We start from the raw sequence: 25871 nt of genomic DNA on the forward strand, positions 1-25871 counted from the left end.
TCCTCTTATAGCGGCATGTTGCCATGCTTTTTTAACGGTCTATCTTCTTCCTTACTGCGAAGCACATCAAATGAGCGGATCAATCGCTCTCTCGTTTCAGCCGGCATGAAAATATCGTCTATCAGACCTGCCTGAGCCGCTTTCCATACACTTGGTTTGTTCTCAGTCTCGCGCGAAGCAGGATGAACGATTTCGTCTGCGAACGTTTTCCCCATGACATCAATTTCGGCCTCTGGCCATGCATAAACAAAGTCAGCGCCTAAGCCCTTGCTATTCATCGCGACATATGCACCGCCAAACGCCTTTCTTAAAATCACAGTGATTTTTGGAACGGTTGCTTCAGCGTACGCATATAAAAGCTTTGCACCGTGGCGGATAATTCCCGCATGCTCGGCTTTCTCCCCTGGTAAAAAACCAGGAACGTCCACAAGGGTTAAGATCGGAATATGAAATGCATCGCAAAATCGAATAAACCTGGCCGCTTTATCGGCCGCGTCAAGATCAAGGCTGCCTGCCAGCACCTTTGGCTGATTGGCAACAACACCAATGGAAGCTCCTTGTAGTCTGGCAAAACCAGTGACAATATTTTTTGAGAAACAAGGCTGCGTTTCAAAGAATGAGTCTGGATCGGTTATCGCTGTCACCACTTGTTTGACATCATAGGTGCGTGATGGATCCTTTGGCAAATTGCTGCCTGGATCAGCGGTATCTTGCTTTCGTGCTTCAGCCTGCATGACAGCCTGTTGTTTCGTTGGTATGTACGTTAAAAGAGTTCGAACCGCTTTTAACACGTCCTTCTCATCTTCCCCAGTATAGTGAACATTTCCGCTTGTCTGATGCTGTACACTTGCACCGCCAAGACGGTCAGGACAGACCGTTTCTCCTGTTGCCTTTTCTATTACTTTCGGACCAGTTAAAAACATATGAGCTGTTTGCTCTGTCATGAAGACAAAATCAGTCAATGCAGGAGAATAGACTGCACCTCCAGCACATGAACCTAAAATAACAGATATTTGCGGGATTAGACCAGAGTACAGCACATTCCGTTTAAAAATCTGTCCGTATCCTTCTAATGATACCACACCCTCTTGAATTCTCGCACCACCTGAGTCTTTTAGACCGATGACCGGCATCTGATGCTTAGCTGCCAGATCCATTAAAGAGGTAATTTTTTTGGCATGCATTTCGCCTAATGAGCCCCCATATACGGTTGCATCTTGTGCATAAACACAAACGGGCTTACCGTGAATGAGTCCCGTGCCAATGACGACGCCGTCACCAACATGCTCTGACAGACCGCCTGTTGCAAATGACTGAATTTCCATCAAGCTGCCCTCGTCAAGAAGTTCGTGCAGTCGCTCTCGAACCGTCAGCTTTCCTTTGCTTCTGTGAGCTGCTGCTCGTTTTTCGCCGCCGCCCATTAACGCTTTCTTCCGCCATTCGGACAAGTCATTGAACGATTCATTCATCGCTATGTTTCTCTCCTTTCAAGGACCCGCACAATTCAAATAACACACCTGACGTTTCTTTAGGTGAAATAAATGCAATCTGCTTTCCGCCGGCGCCCATCTGTGCTGTTTTTTGGAGAAGCTCCACGCCAAGGTGATCGAGACGGCTAAGATCCATTTGAATGTCATCTGACTTTAACGCAATATGATGGAGCCCCTCTCCTCTTTTTGTTAAAAAGGTATGTAGTTTACTGCGGGCTGAGATGGGCTCAATTAATTCAATGTGCAGATCATCAAGTAAAGCGAAGGACGCTTTAATCTCCTGCTCAGGAATCTCTTGTATGTCTGAAAAATGCCAGTTAAATAGCTGATGAAGCGTTTGAGATGTTTCTTTAATAGAAAAGACGGCAATGGCAATATGATCGATTTGGTTCATCCGTTCACTTCCTTTGCTGATCACTTGTCGCATATGAAAAAACCAGATAAAATAAAGACAAGTGCGCTTGTCGCAAAAATCTTCGGTTATAGGGGTGCGATATGTCTCAAAAATTCATGAAATTTATGGTATTGCTTATGATTAGCCTGCTGTTAGTTTCTTCACTTTTAGCAGGAGCAGCAGCCTTTTTATAAGGTTTGAATAAAAGCAGACAAGCAGGTGATTCGCGATATCAACGAATGGCCTGTTTGTCTTTGGCAAGTTTTTCAAAGGAATCGTTTGAGGTTGTAATCCATACCTTTGTACCAATTGGAAGCTGATCAAACAATAGCTCTACATCTTGATTATGAAGCCTTACACAGCCTGCTGTGATAAATTTCCCAATCGAAGTTTCGTCACTCGTTCCGTGAATTCCGTAGGTTCTGCCATCTGTTCCTCGTGCATCAAATCCAATCCATCTTCGCCCAAGAGGATTATTCTTCGCACCGCCTTCAATATTCTTTCTTCTGTAATAGGGATCTTTCGCTTTGATCATAATCGTAAATTCACCTTCTGGCGTTAAATCTGCTGTTTTTCCTGTAGAGGCAGGATATACTTTTTGAATTTTCCCTTGATCAATAAAGGCAAGTTCATTTGTTTGTTTATTAATAATGACAAATGGGTCACCTGGCAGCGGGTTTTGTCCAAGCGGCCAGATTGGTGAAAGGGACATGGTCAGTACGGTATAAAATAAAAGACGCATAGGCTCCTCCTTTTTCATTAGATTGACCAATGAAGGAGGAACTCATGCGTCTCTATTCTTTCATCCCTTTAAAATAGCTTTTCAGTACTAAATATTGTTCCATTTCACCGAGGAAATGAAAGAGTGCCGCTCTTGCCTCAAATTCTTCTCGTGTTTGCGGGAGCGGAAGTGCATCGAACTCTTCTTTCATATCAATGAGACGTCTTAAAAACTTATGCGCTGTGTTCCCTGGGTGAATATGTTCGCGTAAGTCTCTAATGTATTCTGCAATGATTTGTCCATGCTCCGTTGTGACGGAAATCGACGTAATTTTAGGCAGCACACGCTCAATGATTTCAAATTGCTTTTGTCTCATGTTGAAATAATGATAGTACAGGTTTTCATGTCTTAATACATGGTTTTCAACATCACGATATGCGAGAGCTTTTGCTTCTTTAATCAATTGATGTGTCTCTGGTATTTCTTTTCCTGTCCAGTCTTGTTTCCCTGTCATTAAGTATTGCTCGATTTCCTCAAAGATTTTAGCAAAGTTGGCTTCAATCTGTTCGCTGTAGCGTTTGAGTTTTTTATCAACACTTGGCATATAGAGGTTCATAATCAGCGCTACCCCAACACCAATGGTAATCAGCAGCAGTTCATTCCAGATGAGATGCAGGGTAATCCCGCCAGACATGTATAAATGGAGGATGATGACTGAACTTGTGACAATCCCTTCTTTAATTCGAAGCAGAACCGTTGTCGGAATAAAGACAAGCAGCATCAAACCGATCACAAAAGGATGATACCCAATCAGATCGAAAAATAAATAAGAAAATAAAATGGCAAGACTGCAAGCTGCAAAGCGGGCCCCCGATGCTAACAGGGATCTTTTCTTTGTCACCTGAATACAAAGGATCGTAATAATCCCGGCAGCTGAATAATTTTGCAAGCCAAGCAATTGTGCAATATAAATAGCGATCGCTGTTCCTAATGCTGTTTTCAGCGTTCGGTAGCCGATTTTAAACATGATGTGATTCACTCTTTTCTGTCTTGTTTCCATTCACTTTTGTGAAATGATGAACTTTTTTTACTTTCCCCATTATAATCAAAAAAAGAAGGAGATGTTAAGTCTCCTTCTCTTTTTCTTTATAATATTTTTTGTAAGAAGTCTTGCGCACGCTGTGAAGACGGTGATTCAAAAAATTGTACAGGGTTTGCATCCTCTACAATTTTCCCATCATCCATAAAGATCACGCGGTCAGCCACTTCTTTTGCAAAGCCCATTTCATGTGTGACGATGACGAGTGTCATTCCAGATTGAGCCAGCTCTTTCATGACCTCTAATACTTCCTTGACCATTTCTGGATCTAGGGCTGACGTTGGTTCGTCAAACAGCATAATGTCTGGTGTCATCGCAAGCGCACGCGCAATCGCCACACGCTGCTTTTGACCGCCGGACAAACGGTTCGGGAAATCATCTTTTTTCTCTAAAAGCCCTACCTTTTTGAGCAGGTCTTCAGCTTGTTTGATGCTGTCTTCCTTCGATTGATTCTTCACATTCATTGGCGCATACGTGATATTTTCCAGCACCGTTTTATGCGGGAACAGATGGAAATGCTGAAATACCATTCCGATGTTCTCACGCACTTTTAGTGCATTCGTTTTTGGGTTGGTGATTTCGGTGTCCTTAATCGTAATGACACCAGAAGTCGGCTTTTCAAGTAAATTGATGCAGCGAAGGAACGTCGATTTTCCTGAACCAGATGGTCCAATGACCGCAACAACTTCTCCTTCTTTAATGGTGGTGTCGATCCCCTTTAAAACTTCATTTTTACCAAAAGATTTTGTGAGTTTCTCTATTTTAATCATTTGATTTTAACTTCCTTTCCACCGATTTGCCGACAAAGGTGAGAACAAGCACGATGACATAATAGATAAGACCCGCAAAAATAAGCGGTTCAAGATAATTATACGTAACGGCCCCTGCTTGATAGGCTCGTCTCATGACATCCCCCAGTCCGATGACTGTTACAATCGCTGATTCTTTTGTCAGTGTAATCGTCTCATTCACAAGTGCAGGTGAAATATTTTTAAACGCCTGCGGAAGCAATAAGTCCTTCATCATTTTAGCATAAGGGATGCCTAAAGCAACGGCCGCTTCTTTTTGACCTTTATCAATGGCATTAATACCCGCACGAATAATTTCAGATACGTATGCCGCCGAGTTGAGTGAAAATGCCGCTACAGCAGCCCAGTATTGGTCGATTTGAAACCCAAGAAGCTGAGGCAGACCAAAATAAATAATGAGCAATTGAAGCACAAGCGGTGTGCCTCGGAAAATTGACGTATAAAAATCTGCAAGCCAAATGAGCGGTTTAAACACACTAATTTTACAAAGCGTTAATAAAATTCCTAAGATAAATCCAAGTAAAAGGGACACCAATACTATAGAAAGCGTGACCTTAAGTCCTTCTAGAATAAAGGGCATCTGAGGTATTACATCTTTAAAATCAAACATGACATTCTCCTTTTTTCTGCCTTCATACAAAACAGGAAAAAAGTTCAACATGAGTTGAACTTTTCAGCGCTTTTCTACTTGATTTTCTTGAATGACGCTGATCCTTTTCCTGACTTACTTTTCATCAGCAAACCATTTTTTAATTAATTTATCAAGTTCGCCATTATCTTTCATTTCATTTAATGATTTATTAAATTTCGCTGTTAAGTCGCTATTTTTCTTGAATGCAATGGCTGAACCTTCGTTTGAGCTGTTCAATCCAAATGCTTGGAAGTCTTTTTCCTTTTTCAAGTAACCAGCAGCTACTTTATCTTCAATAATGGCTGCATCAAAACGGCCTGCTTTAATCTCTTGAATGATATCAGAAATTTTATTACGGTCTTCAACTGTTAGATTATATTTCTTTTGCAGTCCATTTGCTTCATCCTGTTGAATAGAACCTAATTGAACGCCGACTGTTTTGTCTTTTAAATCTTTCTCTGCCTTAATACCGCTAGATTTCTTTGATACAACCAAGTTTTTAGCATTGTAATAAACATCAGAGAAATCAACTTGCTTTTTACGTTTTTCTGTAGGTGTCATCCCTGCAAGGACAATATCAGCTTTGTTTGTTTTGAGGGCTGATACAAGGCTAGCAAAGTCCATATCTTGAATTTCTAGCTTGTAGCCGTTCTTTTTCGCTAGTGCTGTTGCAAGATCTACATCAAAACCGACAATTTTATCTCCGTCTTTTGATTCAAATGGCGGATAATCTGCTGATGTCGCCATCACGAGTGTCTTGTCATCTCCTGATGCGTTTGAATTATTAGAAGAAGTTCCGCATGCCGCGAGTGCAGCTGCAAGACCAGCTGTCATAAGTAATAATAACCACTTTTTCATATGATGATGCCTCCCAGTATTTAAAATCATGTATTGATTTGAATATTTATTCACTATAATGTATTTTAAACACTTTCTTTTTAAGATGCAATAGTATTTTGCTAAAATTATTTTGATTCTATTGTCTTATAAAACAAAAAGCAGACCGATCTAAAGACCGGACTGCTTTATATTTATTCATTCAAACGTCATATGTTAGATTTCTTCGCAATGCTCATCAAAAGCGGCTTGTAGTTTTGACACGACTTCCATTGGCTCATGCCCTTCAATTTCATGACGCTCGACCATTTTAATGATTTTTCCATCTTTTAATAAGGCAAAGGATGGTGAAGATGGCGGGAAGCCTTCAAAGTATTCACGAGCTCTTGCTGTTGCCTCTTTGTCCTGCCCAGCAAACACTGTCAGCAATTGATCTGGACGCTTATCGTAATGAACAGAATAGCCGGCAGCTGGTCTTGCAATACCGCCTGCACAGCCGCATACTGAATTCACCATGACAAGTGCCGTCCCTTTTTTAGTCAGTGCTTCGTCTACTTCTTCAGCTGACGTGAGCTCAGTGTAGCCTGCCTGCTTAATTTCTTCTCTCGCTTGTTTCACAATATCATTCATAAATAAATTAAAATCAATATTCATGTCCGTCCACTCCTTTTGCGTACCATAACCATTTTAACTCCATCATATCAAGGAAAACGCCTGCGGGCAAATGTGTTGTCTTATCCGCCGCCTCTTTTTCCGAACCTCGTTTATGAGCTGTCAAATTGGGGAAAAGTGATGATAAAGAGAAGAAAGGGAGAACTGCGTGATGGCACAATTCAAAAAAGCGATGCTCATTTATAATGGAAATGCTGGACAAAAAAACATGGAAAAAACACTCGGTCAAACAGTGCCTCTTCTTTCACTACATATTGATGAACTCATTTTGAAACCAACAAAACAGCCAAATGATGCTTATGATTTCTGCCGTCATATTGATGAGACGGTGGAATTGCTCATCATATTAGGCGGAGATGGTACCGTGCATGAATGTATGAACGGTATTGGCGGCTTAGAAAAAAGGCCCGCTGTAGCGATATTACCAGGCGGGACATGCAATGATTTTTCTAGAACACTAGGTATTCCTCAACAAATACAAAAAGCCGCTCAAATGATTGTAGACGGCAAAGAGAAAAAGGTCGACTTAATCAAAGCAGAAGATCGATACGTGTTAAACTTTTGGGGAATTGGGCTGATCGCAGACACGTCCAACAATATTAATGACAAAGAAAAAGCCGTACTTGGCAAAATCAGCTACTTCACAAGTGCCCTGCGCACCCTGCAGCAAACAGATCCTTTTCACGTACGCATTGAGACCGAAGAGGAAAGCTGGGTAGAGGAAGCTGTCATCGTTCTTGTCATGAATGGACATTTTATCGGTACAAATAAAATTGATTTGCCTCATGCAGCCATTGATGATGGAAAAGCTGAAATCTTAATTTGCAGAAATACGAGTTTCTCTGCTTTAAAAGAAATCTTCTCAATGAACCGGGAAGAGCTGGAGGATTTCACCGGCGATCTGTCTCTCATTCAAGCGTCCAGTATTCGTATCCACACAAAAGAGGAAATGGATGCTGATACGGATGGTGAGGTTTATATGACGGCTCCCTCTTCTTTAGAAGTGTTAAAACACCATTTGACCTTTATTGTTCCAGCAGAATAAAAAAACGCCCGATATCATTTTGATTCGGGCGTTTTTTTGATATAGCGTCTGTATAAATATTCAAGTGCATATCCGAGCAGCGTCCCGGCGAGAAGTGATATTCCTAAAAAGCTATTGGCTGCTCCTTTAAACCCGCCGACAATCAGCAGACAGTACACGATTTGAATAATTGAAACGATCGATATGATAAGCAGTAATCGTTCAGGATGATTGCGCGATTTAGAAATGTACCGCAGAAAAGCGAAGGCAATCGCTGTGATAAACATGAGACCAATCGTGAGAAAAGCAAAAAAATCTAGTCCAGACATATCATCGCTCCTTTCTCCTAGATGTGGAAATCCCCCTCTCATGCCGGGAGGGGGAAAATAATGTTTTAATAAACAGATGTCTGCTCGTCGATACCTTCAAGGATTTGTTTAATTCGTTGAAGAAATCTACCGCATACAAGACCATCTAGTACTCTGTGATCTAATGAGAGACAAAGATTGACCATGTCTCTTGCCGCAATCATTCCGTTTACGATCATTGGACGCTTCACGATCGATTCTACTTGTAAAATCGCCGCTTGCGGATAATTAATGATTCCCATAGATTGTACCGAACCAAATGATCCCGTGTTGTTGACAGTGAAAGTACCGCCTTCCATATCACTTTGCTTGAGCGTTCCTTGTCTCACCTTAAACGCAAGCTCATGAATTTCTTTGGCAATGCCCTTAATGGTCTTTTCATCCGCATCCTTAATGACTGGAACAAAAAGCGCGTCATCTGTAGCGACAGCAATCGAAACATTGATTGCTTTCTTCTGCACAATCTTATCTCCGGCCCACATACTGTTCATTTCAGGGAATTCCTTTAAGGCCTGAGCCACTGCTTTGACAAAGAACGCAAAGAACGTCAAGTTAAAGCCTTCTTTTGCTTTAAACTGATCCTTCAGCTGATTTCTTCTTGTCACTAGATTTGTCACATCGACTTCCATCATTGTCCATGCATGCGGAATTTCATGTTTGCTTCTCAGCATATTGGCGGCAATTGCCTGACGGATCGGCGTGACTGGCAGCTCAACATCACCAGGCATAGAAGGGACAGCAGGCGCCGCTTTTGCTTTAGATGACTGCGCAGGCTCCGGTTGAACGGCACGTTCATTGACAGGTGCTGTCTTCTCTTTGACGCCGCCGTTTTCAATAAGCTGCAGCAAATCTTTTCTAGTAATTCGCCCGCCTGCTCCTGTACCTTGAACAGCCGCTAAATCAATGCCATGCTCATTTGCTAAACGAAGAACGGCTGGAGAATAACGTTTCTTTTGACTTTGATTCTCATTTGTTTGATCTGCTTCAGGCGCTTCGCTTTGCTCAGGTGCTTCTTCTTTCACGCTCTGCTGCTCGCTTCCTTCGACTTCAATTTCACAGAACACTTCTCCTACTTGCAGCGTTTCGCCTTCCTCAGCCGATAGCTTTGTAATCGTTCCTGTAAAAGATGACGGGACTTCTGCGTTCACTTTATCCGTCATGACTTCCGCAATCGGATCGTATTTATTCACATGATCGCCAGGTGAAACGAGCCATTTGCTAATGGTTCCTTCTGTTACACTTTCACCTAGCTGAGGCATTTTCATTTGTTCAATTGCCACTTTGAAACCCTCCTCTTTCTTAAAACGCCGCCAGCTCTCTCATTTCAGCTTCTACCTTATCCGGGTTGACCATGAAGAATTTCTCCATTGTCGGCGCATAAGGCATTGCCGGAATATCTGGTCCTGCCAGGCGTTTGATTGGTGCGTCTAAATCAAATAAGCAATGCTCCGAAATGATCGCCGCAACCTCACTCATGATGCTGCCTTCTTTTGTATCTTCCGTTAACAGAAGCACTTTCCCTGTTTTAGAAGCCGCTTCTATAATCGCTTCCTGATCAAGCGGATACACTGTTCTCAAATCGAGAATATGAGCGGAAATGCCGTCTTTTGCAAGGCGGTCTGCTGCTTGCAGCGCAAAATGGACACAAAGGCCATATGTAATGACCGTGATATCATCGCCTTCACGCTTCACATCTGCTTTTCCAATCGGAAGAGTGTAATCCTCTTCAGGCACTTCTCCTTTAATCAGGCGGTATGCACGTTTATGTTCAAAGAACAATACAGGATCTGGATCACGCACTGCAGCCTTTAGAAGACCTTTGACATCATAAGGTGTAGAAGGCATCACAATCTTCAAACCTGGCTGGTTAGCAAAAATGGCTTCGACCGATTGTGAATGATAAAGCGCCCCGTGTACTCCGCCCCCATAAGGTGCGCGGATGACCATTGGACAGCTCCAATCATTATTAGAACGGTATCTAATTTTTGCAGCCTCTGAAATGATTTGGTTGATTGCAGGCATAATGAAATCCGCAAATTGCATTTCTGCAATTGGGCGCATTCCATACATCGCTGCCCCAATACCTACACCCGCAATGGCTGATTCTGCAAGAGGTGTATCCATGACGCGCGCTTCTCCAAATTGCTCGTAAAGACCCGCTGTCGCTTTAAATACGCCGCCTTTTTTCCCGACATCCTCTCCGAGCACAAACACTTTCGGATCTCGCTCCATTTCTTCTTTCATCGCCAGTGTAATGGCGTCTATATATGACATAACAGGCATTTTTCTTCCCCCTTACTCCGCATACACGTAACGAAGTGCGCTTTCTGCCTCAGCATAAGCTGCGTTTTCCGCTTCATCAGTAGCTTCGTTTACGATTTGCATAATTTCTTTTGTCATCTCTTCTTTCATTTCAGAAGTCATGACCTTTCCTTCGATTAAATACGTTTCATATTGGATGAGCGGATCTTTCTTTCTTGCTTCGAGCACTTCTTCTTTTTCTCGATAGCTTGAATCATCGTCATCACTTGAATGCGCAGTTAAACGGTAAGAGATTGTTTCAATCAATGTCGGACCTTCACCTCTAGCCGCACGGTCTCTCGCTTCTTTGACAGCGGCATATACTTCAAGCGGATCATTTCCATCAACAGTTACGCCAGGCATCCCATATCCAACCGCACGATCTGAAATGCGTTCACAGGCTACTTGTTTGTCATATGGCACGGAAATCGCATACTTATTGTTTTCACACATGAAAATAACAGGCAGTTTATGCACAGCAGCAAAGTTTGCGCCTTCATGGAAATCACCTTGGTTTGATGAGCCTTCACCGAACGTGACAAAGCTGACAAAGTTTTTCTGCTCTAATCGTCCAGCAAGGGCAATTCCCACCGCGTGAGGAACCTGCGTTGTGACAGGTGACGACCCAGTCACAATTCGATTTGCTCTTTGCCCAAAATGCCCTGGCATTTGTCTTCCGCCTGAGTTTGGATCGTCTTGTTTTGCGAAACCAGACATCATTAAATCTTTTGCTGTCATCCCAAAAGCAAGGACAACCCCCATATCACGATAGTAAGGTAAGACGTAATCTTCTTCTCTATTAAGAGCAAATGCAGCGCCGACTTGCTGCGCTTCCTGCCCTTGACAAGAAATGACGAATGGAATTTTCCCGGAACGGTTTAAAAGCCACATCCGTTCATCGATTTTTCTTGCTAGAAGCATTGTTCTGTATATATCAATTGCTTGTTCATCTGATAATCCTAATTCCTGATGACGCATGTTACTCATCATGTTTCCCTCCTTGATTAAAAATGGATCGCCTTCCCGTCAACAGCAAGGGCTGCCTCGCCAATCGCCTCTGATAAAGTCGGATGCGGGTGTATCGTCTGCCCCACTTCCCACGGGGTTGCATCAAGTACTTTGGCTAATCCAGCTTCAGATATCATATCTGTTACATGAGGACCAATCATATGAATTCCTAAAATATCATCTGTCTTTTGATCGGCAATGATTTTGACGAATCCATCAGACTCCCCGTACACAAGCGCTTTTCCAATCGCCATAAATGGAAATTTCCCTATTTTGACTTCAAAGCCCTGCTCTTTTGCCGCCTGTTCAGTGAGTCCAACACTAGCGGTTTCTGGGTGAGAGTAAACACATTTAGATACGAGCGTTTCATCGAGCGGCTTTGGATCTTTCCCAGCCATATGTTCAACAGCAATCATACCTTCGTGAGAAGCCACATGTGCCAGCTGAAGTCCGCCGATGACATCTCCTATTGCGTAAATATGCGATTCTTTCGTTTGATAATGTTCATTCACGACAATGCCTTGTTTTTCGGTTTGGATGTCCGTGTTTTCAAGACCTATGCCTTCGATATTAGGTACTCTGCCGACTGAAAGAAGGAGTTTTTCCGCTTCAAACGTCTGAATGTCTCCATCCTTTTCCGCTTGAATTGTCACGAGATTTCCCTGCTTTTCTACGCTATCTGGCAGTACCTTCGCATTTGTCACAAAAGTGATGCCTTTTTTAGATAATAGCTTTTCCATTTCTTTAGATATGTCCTGATCCTCTGTTGGCAAAATGTGGTCTGCAAATTCAATCACAGTGACGTTCACACCAAAATCATTGAGCATGGAAGCCCACTCGATTCCGATCACTCCGCCCCCCACAATCAGCATCGACTGCGGAAGCTCTGGCAGTTCAAGTGCATCATCTGAAGTGAGGATGTGTGTTCCATCTGCTTCAAGCCCTGGCAGCACACGCGGTCTTGATCCTGTCGCGATGATGACCTGCTTTGGAATGAGCATTTCATTTTCCTCTCCATTTGCCATTTCTACGGAGATCGTTCCTGGCATTGGCGAAAAGATAGACGGGCCAAGAATACGGCCGATCCCTTCATATACATCAATTTTTCCTTGTTTCATTAAATGTTTGACGCCGCCTGCTAGTTTTTCGACGATCTCTGTTTTTCTTTTCTGCACATTGGCAAATTGCAAGGCAACGCCTCCTGCCTCAACACCAAAATCAGCTGCGCGTTTGACGGTTTGATAAACTTCTGCACTTCTGAGCAGCGCTTTAGACGGGATGCAGCCTTTATGAAGACATGTTCCGCCGAGCTTTTCTTTTTCTACAACTGCTGTTTTCAATCCAAGCTGCGAGGCACGGATGGCCGCTACATAGCCGCCTGTGCCTCCACCCAGAATGACGAGGTCATATTCAGTTGCCATGACTTGTCACTCCTTTCTTTTCCTGTTGATCATTTGGGTATTCTTTCGGTGATTCTTCTTCTTTTAAAATACGAAGCGCACCTTCTGCTAACGATTGCAGCTCATTTTCACCTGGATACACGACAACATCTGAAATCCAGTCAATATAGCCGCGAATACTTGACGTAATTTGTTTGCTGTACGCAAGTCCGCCTGTTAATACAATGACGTCAACTGCTCCTTTTAAGACAGCGCTAGCCGCACCGATTTCCTTGGCAATCTGATAGCACATTGCTTCATAAATGAGCGCTGCCCGCTCATCACCCGCTTCAATCATGCGTTCCACTTTCACAGCGTCTGTCGTGCCAAGATAGCCCGCAAGTCCGCCTTCACCAATAATGCGTTTGAGCATTTCTTCTTGGGTATACTCCCCCGAAAAACAAAGATTCACAAGATCACCTGTCGGCAAGGTTCCCGCACGCTCTGGGCTGAAAGGACCTTCGCCATGCAGACCGTTATTCACATCGATGACTTTTCCTTTTTCATGAACACCAATGGTGATACCGCCGCCCATATGAGTAATAATCATGTTCAAATCTTCGTAACTTTTTCCAAAAGAAGCCGCTGTTTTTCTTGCGACTGCTTTTTGATTTAATGCATGAAAGATGCTTTTTCTTTCAATCGTTGGTAGCCCTGAAATACGAGCAATTGGCTTTAGTTCATCCACTACAACTGGATCGACAATAAAGGCTGGGATATTCAGGCCAAGTGCAATTTCTCTCGCGATGATTCCACCGAGATTGGATGCGTGCTGGCCGGCATATCCTTCTTTTAGGTCTTCCACCATTTGCTCATTGACTTCATATGTGCCTCCTTCAATCGGACGAAGGAGGCCGCCGCGCGCGCAAACTGCATCAAACTTTGAGATGTTCATCCCCTGTTCATGCAGTGTTTTCAAAATGGTTTCTTTACGGAATGAAAATTGATCAATGATATGAGGAAACTGCTTTAATTCCTCATCTGTATGTCTTAGTGTCGTTTCAAAAATAGAACGTTCATTATGAAACACACCGATTTTTGTTGAAGTAGAGCCAGGATTAATCGTGAGAATACGCCATTCTTTTGTCAGCAAAAACAAAACCTCCGTTTCAACTCATTCTTCAATTTAGCGACGGCTTAAAATATGTTGACCATTTTGCAAGAATTGACTTCTTGATTTGCGCATTCTTTCAATTCTCTCTTCAGCCAATCTGTCTGCCGCTTTATAAGTTGGAATGGCATCACGGTTTGAAATTTCAATTACACGTTCAATATTTTGATAAATGCCTTCGACTTTTTTCATCGCACGATCTGCATTATAGCCATAAAGCTCATCAGCAACGTTAATCACACCGCCTGCATTGATCACATAATCAGGAGCATAGACAATCCCCATTTCATGGATAAGGTCACCGTGATGCGTTTCTCTTAGCTGGTTATTTGCAGCACCTGCAATCACCTTTGCTTTTAACTTAGGAATGGTCACATCGTTAATGGTTGCACCAAGTGCGCACGGTGCATAAATATCACATGCTTGATCATAAATATCGTCAGGGTCGACTGCTTTTGCGCCGAAGTCTTCAACAGCTCGCTTGACAGAGTCTTTGTTGATATCTGTGACAATGAGCTGCGCGCCTTCTTCATGCAGATGTTTACACAGGTTGTAAGCGACATTTCCAACACCTTGGACGGCAATTGTTTTTCCTTCTAATGAATCGGTCCCAAATGCAGCTTTGGCAGCGGCTTTCATCCCTTTGTATACACCGTAAGCAGTGACTGGAGACGGGTTTCCAGAAGAACCAAATGCAGGAGAAATCCCTGTGACAAAATCGGTTTCTTCATGAATGAGATCCATGTCTTCTACCGTTGTACCGACATCTTCTGCCGTAATATAGCGGCCATTCAGCCCTTGAATGTAACGTCCAAATGCACGGAACATTTCTTCATTTTTGTCTTTTCTCGGATCGCCGATGATGACCGTTTTTCCGCCGCCAAGATTAAGTCCTGCTGCCGCGTTTTTATAAGTCATTCCTCTTGCTAGACGCAGTGCATCCTCAATGGCTGCTTCTTCGTTTTCATACGTCCACATTCTCGTTCCGCCTAGTGCCGGCCCAAGTGTTGTATCATGAATCGCAATAATCGCTTTTAAACCAGACTGCTCATCCTGACAAAATACAAGCTGTTCATAATCGTATCGTTCCATATATTTAAAAAGTTCCATTGTGTTATTCCTCCTATTACTTCCGCTTAATTTGATGTACAGATGGCAAGCGCAATTGAATAAAGCTTACTTTCGGCTGAATCAGATCGGCTTGTTAAAGCAATCGGCGCCTTCGCTCCTGCCACCACAGCTCCCACCTTTGCATGTGCAAAGTAGATGAGAGATTTATAAAGAATGTTCCCTGCCTCAATTGTTGGCACAAGCAAAATATCTGCATGGCCGGCTACATCACTCGTAATATTTTTATGAGAAGCTGCCGTTTGAGAAATGGCATTGTCTAAAGCAAGAGGCCCATCAATCAGGCAGCCAGAAATTTGCCCCCGCCGATTCATTTGCGCAAGACTTGCCGCAGTCAAAGTTGAATCCATTGCCGGATTCACGACCTCGACCGCAGACAATACTGCAACCTTCGGCATGTCGTTTCCGACAGCTTTTGCTACTTGAACAGAATTGATCGTAATCTCTTTCAGCATATTTAAATCGGGCGCGATGTTCATCGCAGAATCTGTGACATAAATAAAGCGGTCAAAGCCCGGCACTTCAAATGCCGCGACATGTGATAGGACACTCGCTGTCCTGAGCCCATATTCTTTATTCAGTACCGCTTTTAAAAGAACGGCTGTCGGGACATGCCCCTTCATCAAAATATCTGCATGCTTTTCGCTCACTGCCTGCACGGCAATTTTGGCCGATTCTTCGGGAGAATCTGAATGAATAATATCTATCCAGTCCTCATTGATTTCATGCTGCTTCACTAGCTCCTTCAGGTTGCGTTTGTTCCCAACCAGGAGAAAGCGAGCGACCTTTCGCTTAATTGCCATTTTGATGGCATGAAGCACTTCTTCGTCTTCTGCATGAGCCACAGCCGCCGTTTTATTCTGCAGCTGGGCGGCTTTCATAATCAGATCGTCAAGCTTCATATATGCCCACCTTTCCTTGTGCTCGGTTCATGTTTTATATGCAAGTTCCGTGCCAGTTTGAAATGCAGTGAAAATGAGGCAATTCGCATGACATTCGTGCAATCTTTTGCAGGTTACATGCATTTTATTGCATGCTATCTTTTGCAAGTTGATATTTATCCATTTTATAGTAAAGGTTCCGAATGCTGATCCCTAACGTTTTCGCTGTTTTCGTGCGATTGAATTGATGCTTTTCAAGGGTTTGTTTAATCAGCTGCGCTTCAAATGCCTCAACAGCATCAGAAAGCGTCTCTCCCTCAAATTGACTGACAGCCAGTTCCTGCTGCTCTTTTTCTTCCTGATCTTCTGACTCCATGAAAGAAATATGCCCTTCATCAATCCACTCTTCTTGCGGGTTCAAAAAGATCATGGCTCGTCCAAGTACATTTTCAAGCTCTCTTACGTTTCCAGGCCACTTATATGATCGCAGTCTTTTGAGTGCCTGTTCCGTTAACCCGCTCACGTTCCGTCCATAGTCTAAATTGATCTTTTGGATGAGACGTTTGCTTAACGAGTCAATATCCTCAAGACGCTGCCTTAGAGGCGGGATGGAGATCGGGTATCTGTTCATTCGATAATATAAATCTTCTCTGAACTTTCCTTCCGCCATCGCTTTTTCAATATTGACATTTGTCGCCGTGATCACACGAACATCGACTGGTATGGCCTTTGTTCCGCCTACTCTTACAATTTCTTTCTCCTGCATCACACGAAGCAGTTTCGCCTGTGTACTTGGCGTCATTTCACCAATTTCATCTAAAAAAATGCTGCCTTGGTTTGCCTCTTCAAACAGCCCTTTTTTCCCGCCCCGCCTTGCACCAGAGAACGCTCCTTCTTCATAGCCAAAAAGCTCTGACTCTAAAAGGGTCTCAGATAAGGCCGCACAGTTGACCCGTACAAAGCGATTATATTTCCGGTCACTTTCATTGTGAATGGCGTGCGCAAACAGCTCTTTTCCAGTACCTGATTCTCCCCGGAGTAAAATCGTGGCTGGCGTTTTCGCGCCTAGCTTTGCCTGCTCAAGAGCCACAAGCATTTGCTCACTTTCTCCAATGATGTCTTCAAAAGTGTACTTTGCTTCAAGTGTCCGGATGAGCTGCCTTGCTTTATTTAATTCATTCGTGAGTGATTGAATTTCTGATACGTCATGAATGACCCCGACACTGCCTTTTAAAATGCCATCAACGATGACTGGAGCTACGTTGACAATCACATCTTTTTTATTCGGTCCGACTTTCATTCTGACGCCTCGAACTGGTCTCCTTGTTTCCAGTACCTTCAAATGCATGCTTTCTCCTTCAGAAATATCTGCACCTGCTGGTTTCCCCACAACTTCTTTATCTGTTAATCCAGTCATTTTCGTGTATGCCCGGTTGATTAAGATCCCTTTTCCCTGCTCATCAACAACCGATATGGCTTCATCCGACGATTGAATGATCGCCTCCAGCATCGTTCGTACTTCTTTAAGATTGGTCACTTCCTCCGCAAGTTCAACGGCATCTGTAATATCTTTAAAAATGGATAAAGCACCTAGCATTCTCCCCGCGTCATCAATAATTGGCAAACGCGTTGTCACAATTTGTATTTGCTGATTCAGAAATTGTTTTTGATTAAATTCTGGCTCTCTCGATCTTAAAATGTCGGGAAGCTTTGTATTTGGGATCACTTCTCGTATATGACGGCCAATCGCATCTTTTTGCGAGCATCCAACCATTTTGGCCGCTGATCGATTAAACAGGACGACTTCTTCATCCATGTTTATAAAAATCATCCCGTCGTTCGTTGCATTAAAAATGCGGTCATGCTTATAGGTTTGTTCCTTTAATATTTGAATCAGCTGCTGTTTTTCTGACATTAATTCTGATATGACGTAAGCCATTGAACTTGGCACAATGACTGCGTGCTCTGGCTTTTTTTCAATCAGTTCTTTCAGCACTGCTGAACTGCCTGTTGTTTCAATGATGATATCAATGTCATCTTTTATGTATTCTTTCCAATCCGTTGTCGTCTCAATTCCATTCTTTTTCGCTTCTACCATCCCCGGTGCCTCAAGATCAAGGTCGGCGATCGCAATGATTTGAATCGTATTTGTTTTCAGCAATGTTTCAAGCAATGCTGATCCACCTTGTCCTGCACCGACAATCAAGACTCTCTGCATCCCGTTACCCCTTTATATGAAAAAATTTGCACACCATATTTTTCCGTTGCAAAAAATTGCACAACTCTTATATTACCACGTTTTCCTTTCTTGACAAAATATTTTTTGAATTAGACAATGGAAGTAAATGACGTTTAAGGGGACATTTGATGGGGAGAATACTTGCACTAGTGATTATTTTAATACCTGGCGCGCTTGCAGCACTTGGGATTAAGCTGCTGCGTGACACTGTTTTCGGCATCATCATTGCACCATTTCCATATTTATGGCTGCAAGGAATTGCAGGGTTGTTATTTTTAGGGGGTGGTCTTTATGTAGTGGCTGGCTTTATTTTATATAGAGACCGTAAACGAAATAAAGTGACTGCTCGCTTTAAGCAGAGATAAAACGTGAAAAAAGACCTGCTGATGATAGCAGGTCTTTATTTCATTTCTTCTCTTATTTTCACGGCTCGATCAGGAAAATCAGTGAAAATGCCATCGACACCTAAGGAAAACATGTTTTTCATTTGCTTTTCACTATTTACTGTAAACGGCCTGATCACTTGCTGAGCGGCATGGAGTGCTGACACCACCTCTTTGGTCACGCCGGCACCCTTTATATTCGGATGGTAGCCTCTTGCTGGTACTGTTTTTATATACATCTCCGGCTGATGGATCACATCCATTGTAAGAACAGCTAGTTCAACATGCGGCATCAGTTTGTGAAAAAGAGCTAAACTGCCGTGATGAAACGATGAAACAAGTACACGATCTTCTATTTGAAAATGCTCGATTTGCTTTTTTACTTTCTCTTCGATACCCGGATATCGATAAATGGAGTTTTTCAGTTCAATATTGATGATGAGTGATGATTGCTGCGTCACTAGCTCTAATACTTCCTCTAAAAGAGGAATGGATACAGCACCGGTTTCTTCGTAGAAAGAATGACTCGCATCTCCTGCTTTTAATTCTTCATATGTATGGTCTTTTACTAAACCTTTCATGTTCGTTGTTCTGTTCAGTTTCTCATCGTGAATGACAGCAAGTCTTCCGTCTTTCGTCAGCTGAACATCCAGCTCAATTCCGTCAGCTCCCGAAAGAAGTGCATGCTCGAAAGCTATCATGGTGTTTTCAGGATAAATGCCTTTAAAGCCTCTGTGTGCAAAAATTTTCGTCATAGGTCACCTCTAAATATGATGCTTCCTTTCATTATGACGTGTCTTTTTTCGTTTTTCCAGTTTTGAGCGCATAAAAAAACCTCTTCTGATTCATACGAAGAGGTTGACAGATAAATTCGATCACGTAATCGCTCTGATGGCTTGCTCTGTCGTCTCTGCGTCAAGAGCAAAAAGGGAAGAAACAACTGCGACTGCTGTAACAACGGTTACACCTAACAACAACTTTTTCATAAGATAACCTCCACTTTCTTTTGAAGTATTTGTGCATCGAATTTCTTTTCAAGAAAACGAATGGCATTTTGATAATCATTTCGTTCCTTGAAGTATTTCGATATTTGTTCAGACAAATCCTCAAGCTCCACATATAATCTATTTTTTTCTATGTAGTCTAATTTTTCTGAGAATACGTCTGCTGCCCCACTATTCTCGCACATCAAATCCAAAATTTCAAATTTTACTATATATTCATTATTTTGGATATCACAACTATACAAAATACCCTCTTTAATATATTCCCTCGCCTCTTGATCTCCTAAATGAACCAAGGCATTGGCCAGAACATATAAAGATTGGATGTAATAATGGCTATTGTCACGGTGAATTTGAATGCCCATCCCTTTTTTGGCATAATGTGCGCTTTTTTCATAATCATGCTTTGCATAATAAAGAACCGCTAAATTGTGATAGCATTTCCCAATGAGCACTTCATTGTTAATGCGCTTACTTTTCTCAAGTGCTTCTTTATACTTTTTCTCTGCTTCATCGAATTGGAACAAATCAATACAATTACTTGCATGTAAAATTAAGCTGTCAATCGCCTGCGCTGTGTACTCTTCATGCGCTTTGAATGTATCGATGGCTTTTTTAATATGATTAATGGATATGAAATTTTGTTTCAGTTCGTAATAGATCGAAGCAACCTTATGGTGAAAAGTTCCTACTTCCAGGTCTTCATTCACACGTTTTAGCCGCTGTTCTGCAATTTTGTAAAAGCTTATGGCTTCATCATACTTTTTCACATATGCAGCATATTGGCCTTTGTAAAAGTAAAAATAAAAATTAATAATGTCATCTGCCTTCTCATCGAGCGTTCCGACACTTTTCATAATTTGATTGGCTTTTTCAATATTTCCAAGTAACATTTCATGTCTGCCGTCAACAAGCTGATAATAAAGGAGAACTTCACGGTCTTCATCTGTATTTTTTAGCAAATTCTGAATTTTCTCTTTATAGACAGCAGATTTTTCTAAGTCATTCTGAGAAATGACCCTCGTCCACTTGCTAATTTCGTTCGCTACCTCAGCAGAGTGGATTTTCAGCTTTCCCATAACCTCACCCTCTTCTTTTCATTATTATAGCATAGTAAAAGAATGTGAAAATTATTAAATTCGACAATGGGAATATTCAGTTCAAATGGCACAATCTCTAAGAAGCCAGTGACTTTAAAACGCCAACCAATCAGGTCAATAGAAATAGAACTTTCGATCTCGTTTGCTTTAATTACCAAATCCATGAGACCTTTTCCTCTCATCCTTTTTCTTACGAATGAGCGTTTTCTTCTTCTATTTTGAAGACTTCATGATCGATTGGCGCAGCTGATTACCACTACTTTATGTCTTTTTTATTTTTTTCATGCTTTATTTTTCATTTTATTCTGAAAATAAAGCAGCCCGTTTGTCCAATTTAAACATTAAGATGATTTTATCAACCTAACCAATTTTTGACAACATCTTTCAAAATAAAAAAACGTCTCAATGAAGAAACGTTTTTTCATGAAAAAGATACTAGCTTGCTCTATGCTCTAATCGCAAACGATCAGCTACCATGGCAATAAATTCTGAATTGGTTGGTTTCGCTTTTGACATGCTGACAGTATAACCAAAGAGTGAGGAAATGGAATCAATGTTTCCTCTGCTCCAAGCGACTTCAATGGCATGACGAATCGCTCGTTCTACCCTGCTGGCAGTCGTGTTAAATTTCTTTGCAATGTCTGGGTACAACACTTTAGTAATGCTTCCGAGAAGCTCAATGTCATTGTACACCATAGAAATTGCTTCTCTTAAGTATAAATAGCCTTTAATATGAGCGGGCACGCCAATTTCATGAATAATGGTCGTAATGCTCGCATCTAAGTTTTTACGTTTCGGTTCAGGTTTGTTACGAAGAACACTGTTTTGGATTGATGAAGAGCGATGGGTAACTTGTGTGCCGTTTCCACTGACTTGACGAATATGACCTACTAGGTTTTCCATATCAAATGGCTTTAAAATGAAATAGGATGCGCCCAAATCAACTGCTTTTTTCGTGACATCTTCTTGTCCAAATGCCGTTAGCATAATCACACTTGGCTGTTTTGTCATTTCATTGTTTTCACGGAGGCGTTCTAGTACAGCAAGACCGTCTAAATGAGGCATAATAATGTCTAAGAGGAGAACGTCGGGCTCTTTATCTTTAAATAATGTCAGACATTCCTGACCATTATACGCCACGCCAAGTACTTCCATATCTTCCTGTCCCTCAATGTACTCTGTCAAAAGGCCAACAAGCTCTCGATTGTCATCAGCTACACACACTTTAATTTTCTCCACGTTCTTTCCTCCCCAATGTCGATTCCTTTAGTCTTTTGCATTTCTCTTCTGAGTGTTCAATTCGACAAAACCATGCTATCACCTTTAAAAAACTTTAATTTTCCGAATAATAGAGCATTATCTAGCTTTTTCTACGTTTTTCTTAACGAATCGACGATTATCGCAATTTGACAACAAGCTTTTTTCCATTTTGTCGAAAAATCTCTTTTTCCTTATTTTATAACATGATGGAAGAGAAAGAAAGGGTAGAAAAAAACTGCCGGAAAATTCGCGGCAGTTTGCTGATCAGCTTGCTTTTTTGTTTTTTTGATAAAGGTCGATTCCTGCTTCTGACAGCATCCATTCAATGTGTACGCCGTACCCGCTAGTCGGATCATTGACGAATACGTGTGTGACAGCTCCAATGACTTTGCCATTTTGGATGATGGGGCTTCCGCTCATTCCTTGGACGATTCCGCCCGTTTTGCTTAAGAGCCGCTCATCTGTTACCTTTAATACCATTCCTTTAGTTGCTGGGAATTTCTGCGGTGTTGTGCTGACAATTTTAATATTAAACTTCTCCACTTTATCATGATCCACAACGGTTAAAATTTCTGCTGGGCCTTCTTTTACTTCATTAGATAAAGCGACTGGAAGTGGTTTATCTGCTACATGATTTTCAAGCTTTTCGGTTAACGTACCAAAGATACCAAAAGGGCTGTTGCGGGAGATATCTCCTATTGTTTTTCTTTCGGAAGAGAATCTCGCCAATTTTTCTCCAGGATTGCCTCCTGTGCCTTTTTCAATCGATGTCACGGTTGATCTAACAATTTCACCATTGTCGACAACAATTGGTTTTTTTGTATCCATGTCAGAAATCACATGCCCAAGGGCACCATATTTTTTAGATGAAGGTTCAAAAAAGGTCATCGTGCCGATTCCTGCTGCAGAATCACGAATGTAAAGACCAATTCGATAGATGCCTTCACTTGCATCTTTTGCGGGTGTTAATGTTGTTTGAAAGGTTTTATGATCTCTCTTTATGAGCAAACGAAGCGTTTCACCCGTTTTCCCTGCTTTCTGAATAAATGGGGTGAGGTCATTCATTTTCTCCATTTTTTGACCATTGATTTCAATGATCATATCCCCTGATTGAATGCCTGCGGCTTCACCTGGTGATTTTTTGCCGTCTGCTGTTGTGATTTGATGAAAACCTACAACGAGAACTCCTACAGAGTGGAGCTTGACGCCAATGGATTGTCCTCCAGGAATGACTTTTAATTCAGGGAGAACGTCAACTTTTGTTTTCTTAATAGGAAATCCTTTAAAATCATAAACAATTTCGGCTTTTCCCGCCTTTTGTCCTGTAATATCCAGCTGATTCTTTTTCTCTGAAAGGCTAAAGGCTGGTGAAGAAGCATTGGCTGACGCTTCAATCGATGTGTCAATTGAGTGCTTTTGTTTTTCAAATACAGCAACATTTGTTGGAATGCTGATGTACTCCTTCACTATGCTCATAAACCCTGTACTTATTAAAGAAACAAGGAGAATCACACCAATGGCTTTTCTCATCTTTTCGGGCATTCATTTTTCACTCTCCTCGCTCCTTACCCACACCAGAACACTCATGTTTTGGCTACATCTTTACTTTTGCCTTCTTCGAGAGGATTTATAACCGGCAGCTTTAGAAAATGATTGGATAAATTGATAAAAGAAAAAGACGATTTTATGGGTATATACGCCGGCTTTTACACAACATAAAAAAAGGCAGCTGATGATTCAGCTACCCTGTTGTTTTGACATCATTTGCTTGGTGCAATAGTTCTTTTGCGTGTTGTTTTGTCAGCTCAGTCACTTCCACACCGGCAATCATCCGGCCAATTTCACTCACTTTTTCTTCATGACTTAATGGTTTGACACTCGTCAGTGTTCTGCCCGCTTTCGAGCGTTTAGAAATGAAGAGATGCGTGTCAGCCATTGCGGCTACTTGAGGCAGGTGTGTAATACAGAGCACTTGTGATCCAGACGCAACTTTGTAAATTTTCTCAGCAATGGCTTGTGCCACTCTGCCGCTGACACCTGTATCAACTTCATCGAAAATAATGGATGTGACGTCTTGTTTAGCTGAGAAAATACTCTTCACAGCGAGCATGACACGTGAAATTTCTCCACCTGAGGCTACTTTCGATAAAGATTTCATCGGTTCGCCTGTATTTGTAGAAATGACAAATTGTGCTTGGTCGATTCCATTTTTCCCGAGCTGGACAGGTTTTCCGTCTAATAGCGGACAATCAGTGCTGCCAAATGGCGCATATCGAACAGAAAAAGCTGTGTCAAATGATGACTTCTCCATATACAAATCCTTGAGCTCTGTTTGAATTTGCTTTGCTAGCTTTTTGGCCCATTTTTTACGCAGCTCCGAAACGTTAAGTGCTTCCAGCAGAGCATCACGGCTCATCGCATCTAATTTATTTTTGAGCGTCTGCAGATGGCTGTCTCGATTTTGGATTTGATCTATTTCTTCTTCAATCTTCGCCGCATACTCCAAAATTTCCTCAACGGTTGTGCCGTATTTTCGTTTTAACTGCTTCATTTCATTCAGCCTGGACTCAATAAAATCAAGACGAGCCGGATCAAATTCTAATTGATCCAGCATGCTTCGCATTTGGAAAGTTGAATCCTCTAATAAGTAGTAGGAGTTCGACACTTGTTCAGATAACTTTTTCAAATCATCGTTGATTTCAGACACTTGCTCAAGCTCGCTTGAGGACATACCAACCCAATCTAGTCCTCCTTGCTCATTACGCAAAGCGTTGTACGCGTTTTGGAGTGAAGAATAGATTTTTTCGTAGTTGCTGATTTGATGTCGCTCTTCCTGAAGCCTCTCATCTTCCCCCGGCTCTAATTGTGCCGCCTCAATCTCCTCTAGCTGAAATTGCAGTAAATCTAAGCGGTGCACCATTTCCTGCTCATTCTCAGACAGCTGCCTGAGCTTTTGAGCCGTCTTCATATATTGATCATATGCTTCTTGATACTGCAAGAGAGCCGGTGCAATTTCTTCTGCTCCAAATTGATCGAGCAAATGCAGATGATTTTCATCTTCCATGAGCAGTTGGTTATCGTGCTGTCCATGTATATCAAGCAAAAGCCGTCCTACTTCCCGTAAAAGTGAGATGGTGACAAGCTTTCCATTAATCCGGCAAATGCTTTTCCCGCTGTTGTTAATATCACGGCGGAGGATCATCATTTCATCTGATGCGTCAATTCCCTGCTCTTCGCATAGAGCAAATACAGGATGATCGGCTGGTACAAGAAAAAGCCCTTCCAGCTCTGCTTTTTTTTCACCGTAGCGGACAAATTCAGAGGAACCTCTTCCTCCCACGAGAAGTGAGACAGCGTCAATCATGATGGATTTTCCGGCACCTGTTTCCCCCGTTAGAACCGTTAGTCCTTTTTCAAATGAAACCGTTAACTCTTCAATGATTGCAAAGTTTTTAATGGTTAGTTCTGCTAACACTCATTTGACACCTCTTTTAATAAACCTGATTCTTTATAGAAGCTCTAAAATTTTGCTCGAAACTGTCTCTGTATCATCTGGGGTGCGGCAAATGATTAAAATGGTATCATCCCCGCAAATCGTTCCCATAATTTCTTCCCAATCTAAATTATCCATTAAAGCACCAATCGCCTGAGCATTACCCGGCATTGTTTTAAGAACAATTAAATGACTGGCAGCATCCATTTTAATAAATGCATCCATTAGGGACCGCTTCAGCTTTGACAGCGGATTAAACCGCTGATCCGCAGGAAGACTGTATTTATATGTTCCATTGTTCGTCGGAACTTTCACTAAATGTAATTCTTTAATATCTCTAGAAACGGTCGCTTGTGTGATGTTATATCCATCGGCTTTCAAAATATCGACCAATTCATCTTGTGTTTCGATTTCTTGGCTCGCAATGATTTCTCTAATTTTAATATGCCTTTGACCTTTATTCATATTTGACCCCCCTA

Annotated in this window: 27 protein-coding genes; 3 read left to right on the plus strand and 24 right to left on the minus strand. The window is 42.0% G+C overall.

The window, feature by feature from the left end; translation table 11 throughout:
* Window positions 1-5: 5 nt before the first annotated feature.
* A complete protein-coding gene (locus tag NSQ25_RS11010; protein WP_120208182.1) occupies window positions 6-1469 on the minus strand; it encodes an acyl-CoA carboxylase subunit beta in 1464 nt (487 codons plus the stop codon).
* A complete protein-coding gene (gene mce / locus NSQ25_RS11015; RefSeq protein WP_120208184.1) occupies window positions 1462-1884 on the minus strand; it encodes a methylmalonyl-CoA epimerase in 423 nt (140 codons plus the stop codon). Before mce ends, NSQ25_RS11010 begins: the two co-directional genes overlap by 8 nt.
* A gap of 101 nt (window positions 1885-1985) precedes the next feature.
* On the opposite strand from mce, the gene prli42 reads away from it, so the two are divergent.
* Entirely contained in the window at window positions 1986-2078 is a 93-nt protein-coding gene (prli42, locus tag NSQ25_RS11020; protein ID WP_149126490.1) for a stressosome-associated protein Prli42, read from the plus strand.
* A 38-nt stretch (window positions 2079-2116) separates the two neighbouring features.
* Here the strand turns inward: prli42 and NSQ25_RS11025 are convergent, their stop codons facing one another.
* The 6 genes from NSQ25_RS11025 to NSQ25_RS11050 form a co-directional block, all read right to left on the minus strand.
* Window positions 2117-2626 (minus strand): L,D-transpeptidase, encoded by a 510-nt coding sequence (locus NSQ25_RS11025; RefSeq protein ID WP_120208186.1) that lies wholly within the window; start codon window positions 2624-2626, stop codon window positions 2117-2119.
* 52 nt (window positions 2627-2678) lie between these two features.
* Complete coding sequence (locus NSQ25_RS11030; RefSeq protein ID WP_024422917.1) at window positions 2679-3632, minus strand: aromatic acid exporter family protein; 954 nt, start codon at window positions 3630-3632, stop codon at window positions 2679-2681.
* 119 nt (window positions 3633-3751) lie between these two features.
* Window positions 3752-4474 (minus strand): amino acid ABC transporter ATP-binding protein, encoded by a 723-nt coding sequence (locus NSQ25_RS11035; RefSeq protein WP_034280282.1) that lies wholly within the window; start codon window positions 4472-4474, stop codon window positions 3752-3754.
* Window positions 4467-5123 carry an amino acid ABC transporter permease gene (locus NSQ25_RS11040; protein WP_046312293.1) on the minus strand — a complete coding sequence of 219 codons (657 nt, stop codon included), beginning with the start codon at window positions 5121-5123 and terminating at the stop codon, window positions 4467-4469. Before NSQ25_RS11040 ends, NSQ25_RS11035 begins: the two co-directional genes overlap by 8 nt.
* Before the next feature lie 114 nt (window positions 5124-5237).
* Window positions 5238-6002 (minus strand): transporter substrate-binding domain-containing protein, encoded by a 765-nt coding sequence (locus NSQ25_RS11045; RefSeq protein WP_041086095.1) that lies wholly within the window; start codon window positions 6000-6002, stop codon window positions 5238-5240.
* A gap of 195 nt (window positions 6003-6197) precedes the next feature.
* Entirely contained in the window at window positions 6198-6635 is a 438-nt protein-coding gene (locus NSQ25_RS11050) for a BrxA/BrxB family bacilliredoxin (protein WP_024428021.1), read from the minus strand.
* 169 nt (window positions 6636-6804) lie between these two features.
* On the opposite strand from NSQ25_RS11050, the gene NSQ25_RS11055 reads away from it, so the two are divergent.
* A complete protein-coding gene (locus NSQ25_RS11055) occupies window positions 6805-7698 on the plus strand; it encodes a YegS/Rv2252/BmrU family lipid kinase (protein WP_326136246.1) in 894 nt (297 codons plus the stop codon).
* 14 nt (window positions 7699-7712) lie between these two features.
* On the opposite strand, the gene NSQ25_RS11060 is transcribed toward NSQ25_RS11055, so the two are convergent.
* From NSQ25_RS11060 to NSQ25_RS11100, 9 genes are all read right to left on the minus strand, one after another.
* The gene (locus NSQ25_RS11060) at window positions 7713-8006 is read right to left on the minus strand and encodes a YesK-like family protein (RefSeq protein WP_024428019.1); all 294 of its coding nucleotides are present in this window, start codon (window positions 8004-8006) and stop codon (window positions 7713-7715) included.
* 65 nt (window positions 8007-8071) lie between these two features.
* Window positions 8072-9325: a dihydrolipoamide acetyltransferase family protein gene (locus NSQ25_RS11065; protein WP_326136245.1), complete on the minus strand. Its 1254-nt coding sequence runs from the start codon at window positions 9323-9325 to the stop codon at window positions 8072-8074.
* A 19-nt stretch (window positions 9326-9344) separates the two neighbouring features.
* A complete protein-coding gene (locus tag NSQ25_RS11070; RefSeq protein ID WP_024422925.1) occupies window positions 9345-10328 on the minus strand; it encodes an alpha-ketoacid dehydrogenase subunit beta in 984 nt (327 codons plus the stop codon).
* A gap of 12 nt (window positions 10329-10340) precedes the next feature.
* Window positions 10341-11333 (minus strand): thiamine pyrophosphate-dependent dehydrogenase E1 component subunit alpha, encoded by a 993-nt coding sequence (locus NSQ25_RS11075; RefSeq protein ID WP_034280276.1) that lies wholly within the window; start codon window positions 11331-11333, stop codon window positions 10341-10343.
* A 17-nt stretch (window positions 11334-11350) separates the two neighbouring features.
* Window positions 11351-12775: a dihydrolipoyl dehydrogenase gene (lpdA, locus tag NSQ25_RS11080; protein ID WP_326136244.1), complete on the minus strand. Its 1425-nt coding sequence runs from the start codon at window positions 12773-12775 to the stop codon at window positions 11351-11353.
* Window positions 12765-13892 carry a butyrate kinase gene (gene buk, locus NSQ25_RS11085; RefSeq protein WP_087975822.1) on the minus strand — a complete coding sequence of 376 codons (1128 nt, stop codon included), beginning with the start codon at window positions 13890-13892 and terminating at the stop codon, window positions 12765-12767. The genes lpdA and buk overlap by 11 nt, the downstream gene beginning before the upstream one ends.
* A gap of 27 nt (window positions 13893-13919) precedes the next feature.
* A complete protein-coding gene (gene bcd / locus NSQ25_RS11090) occupies window positions 13920-15014 on the minus strand; it encodes a branched-chain amino acid dehydrogenase (RefSeq protein ID WP_003215658.1) in 1095 nt (364 codons plus the stop codon).
* 26 nt (window positions 15015-15040) lie between these two features.
* Entirely contained in the window at window positions 15041-15934 is an 894-nt protein-coding gene (gene yqiS, locus NSQ25_RS11095; RefSeq protein ID WP_065214644.1) for a phosphate butyryltransferase, read from the minus strand.
* 124 nt (window positions 15935-16058) lie between these two features.
* On the minus strand, window positions 16059-18131 hold the full coding sequence (locus tag NSQ25_RS11100; RefSeq protein WP_034280272.1) for a sigma-54-dependent Fis family transcriptional regulator: 2073 nt from the start codon (window positions 18129-18131) through the stop codon (window positions 16059-16061).
* A 149-nt stretch (window positions 18132-18280) separates the two neighbouring features.
* Between NSQ25_RS11100 and NSQ25_RS11105 the strand changes: the two genes are divergently transcribed.
* Window positions 18281-18517 carry a DUF2627 domain-containing protein gene (locus tag NSQ25_RS11105; RefSeq protein WP_024422931.1) on the plus strand — a complete coding sequence of 79 codons (237 nt, stop codon included), beginning with the start codon at window positions 18281-18283 and terminating at the stop codon, window positions 18515-18517.
* Between the two features lie 35 nt (window positions 18518-18552).
* Here the strand turns inward: NSQ25_RS11105 and NSQ25_RS11110 are convergent, their stop codons facing one another.
* The 7 genes from NSQ25_RS11110 to argR all read right to left on the minus strand — a co-directional run bounded on the left by NSQ25_RS11110 (window position 18553) and on the right by argR (window position 25857).
* Window positions 18553-19290 carry a glycerophosphodiester phosphodiesterase gene (locus tag NSQ25_RS11110; protein ID WP_041117937.1) on the minus strand — a complete coding sequence of 246 codons (738 nt, stop codon included), beginning with the start codon at window positions 19288-19290 and terminating at the stop codon, window positions 18553-18555.
* Between the two features lie 227 nt (window positions 19291-19517).
* Complete coding sequence (locus tag NSQ25_RS11115; protein WP_024422933.1) at window positions 19518-20618, minus strand: Rap family tetratricopeptide repeat protein; 1101 nt, start codon at window positions 20616-20618, stop codon at window positions 19518-19520.
* Window positions 20606-20803 (minus strand): hypothetical protein, encoded by a 198-nt coding sequence (locus NSQ25_RS11120; RefSeq protein ID WP_024422934.1) that lies wholly within the window; start codon window positions 20801-20803, stop codon window positions 20606-20608. The genes NSQ25_RS11115 and NSQ25_RS11120 overlap by 13 nt, the downstream gene beginning before the upstream one ends.
* A 271-nt stretch (window positions 20804-21074) precedes the next feature.
* The gene (spo0A, locus tag NSQ25_RS11125) at window positions 21075-21878 is read right to left on the minus strand and encodes a sporulation transcription factor Spo0A (RefSeq protein ID WP_024422935.1); all 804 of its coding nucleotides are present in this window, start codon (window positions 21876-21878) and stop codon (window positions 21075-21077) included.
* Window positions 21879-22163: 285 nt separating this feature from the next.
* Window positions 22164-23441 (minus strand): SpoIVB peptidase, encoded by a 1278-nt coding sequence (spoIVB, locus tag NSQ25_RS11130; protein ID WP_034280268.1) that lies wholly within the window; start codon window positions 23439-23441, stop codon window positions 22164-22166.
* Window positions 23442-23640: 199 nt separating this feature from the next.
* Window positions 23641-25374, minus strand: coding sequence for a DNA repair protein RecN (recN, locus tag NSQ25_RS11135; RefSeq protein ID WP_034280267.1), 1734 nt, complete (start codon window positions 25372-25374; stop codon window positions 23641-23643).
* Between the two features lie 33 nt (window positions 25375-25407).
* Window positions 25408-25857, minus strand: coding sequence for a transcriptional regulator ArgR (argR, locus tag NSQ25_RS11140; protein ID WP_024422938.1), 450 nt, complete (start codon window positions 25855-25857; stop codon window positions 25408-25410).
* Window positions 25858-25871 lie beyond the last annotated feature (14 nt).

Source organism: Bacillus sp. FSL R5-0512, from assembly GCF_038593295.1.
Classification (GTDB): domain Bacteria; phylum Bacillota; class Bacilli; order Bacillales; family Bacillaceae; genus Bacillus; species Bacillus safensis.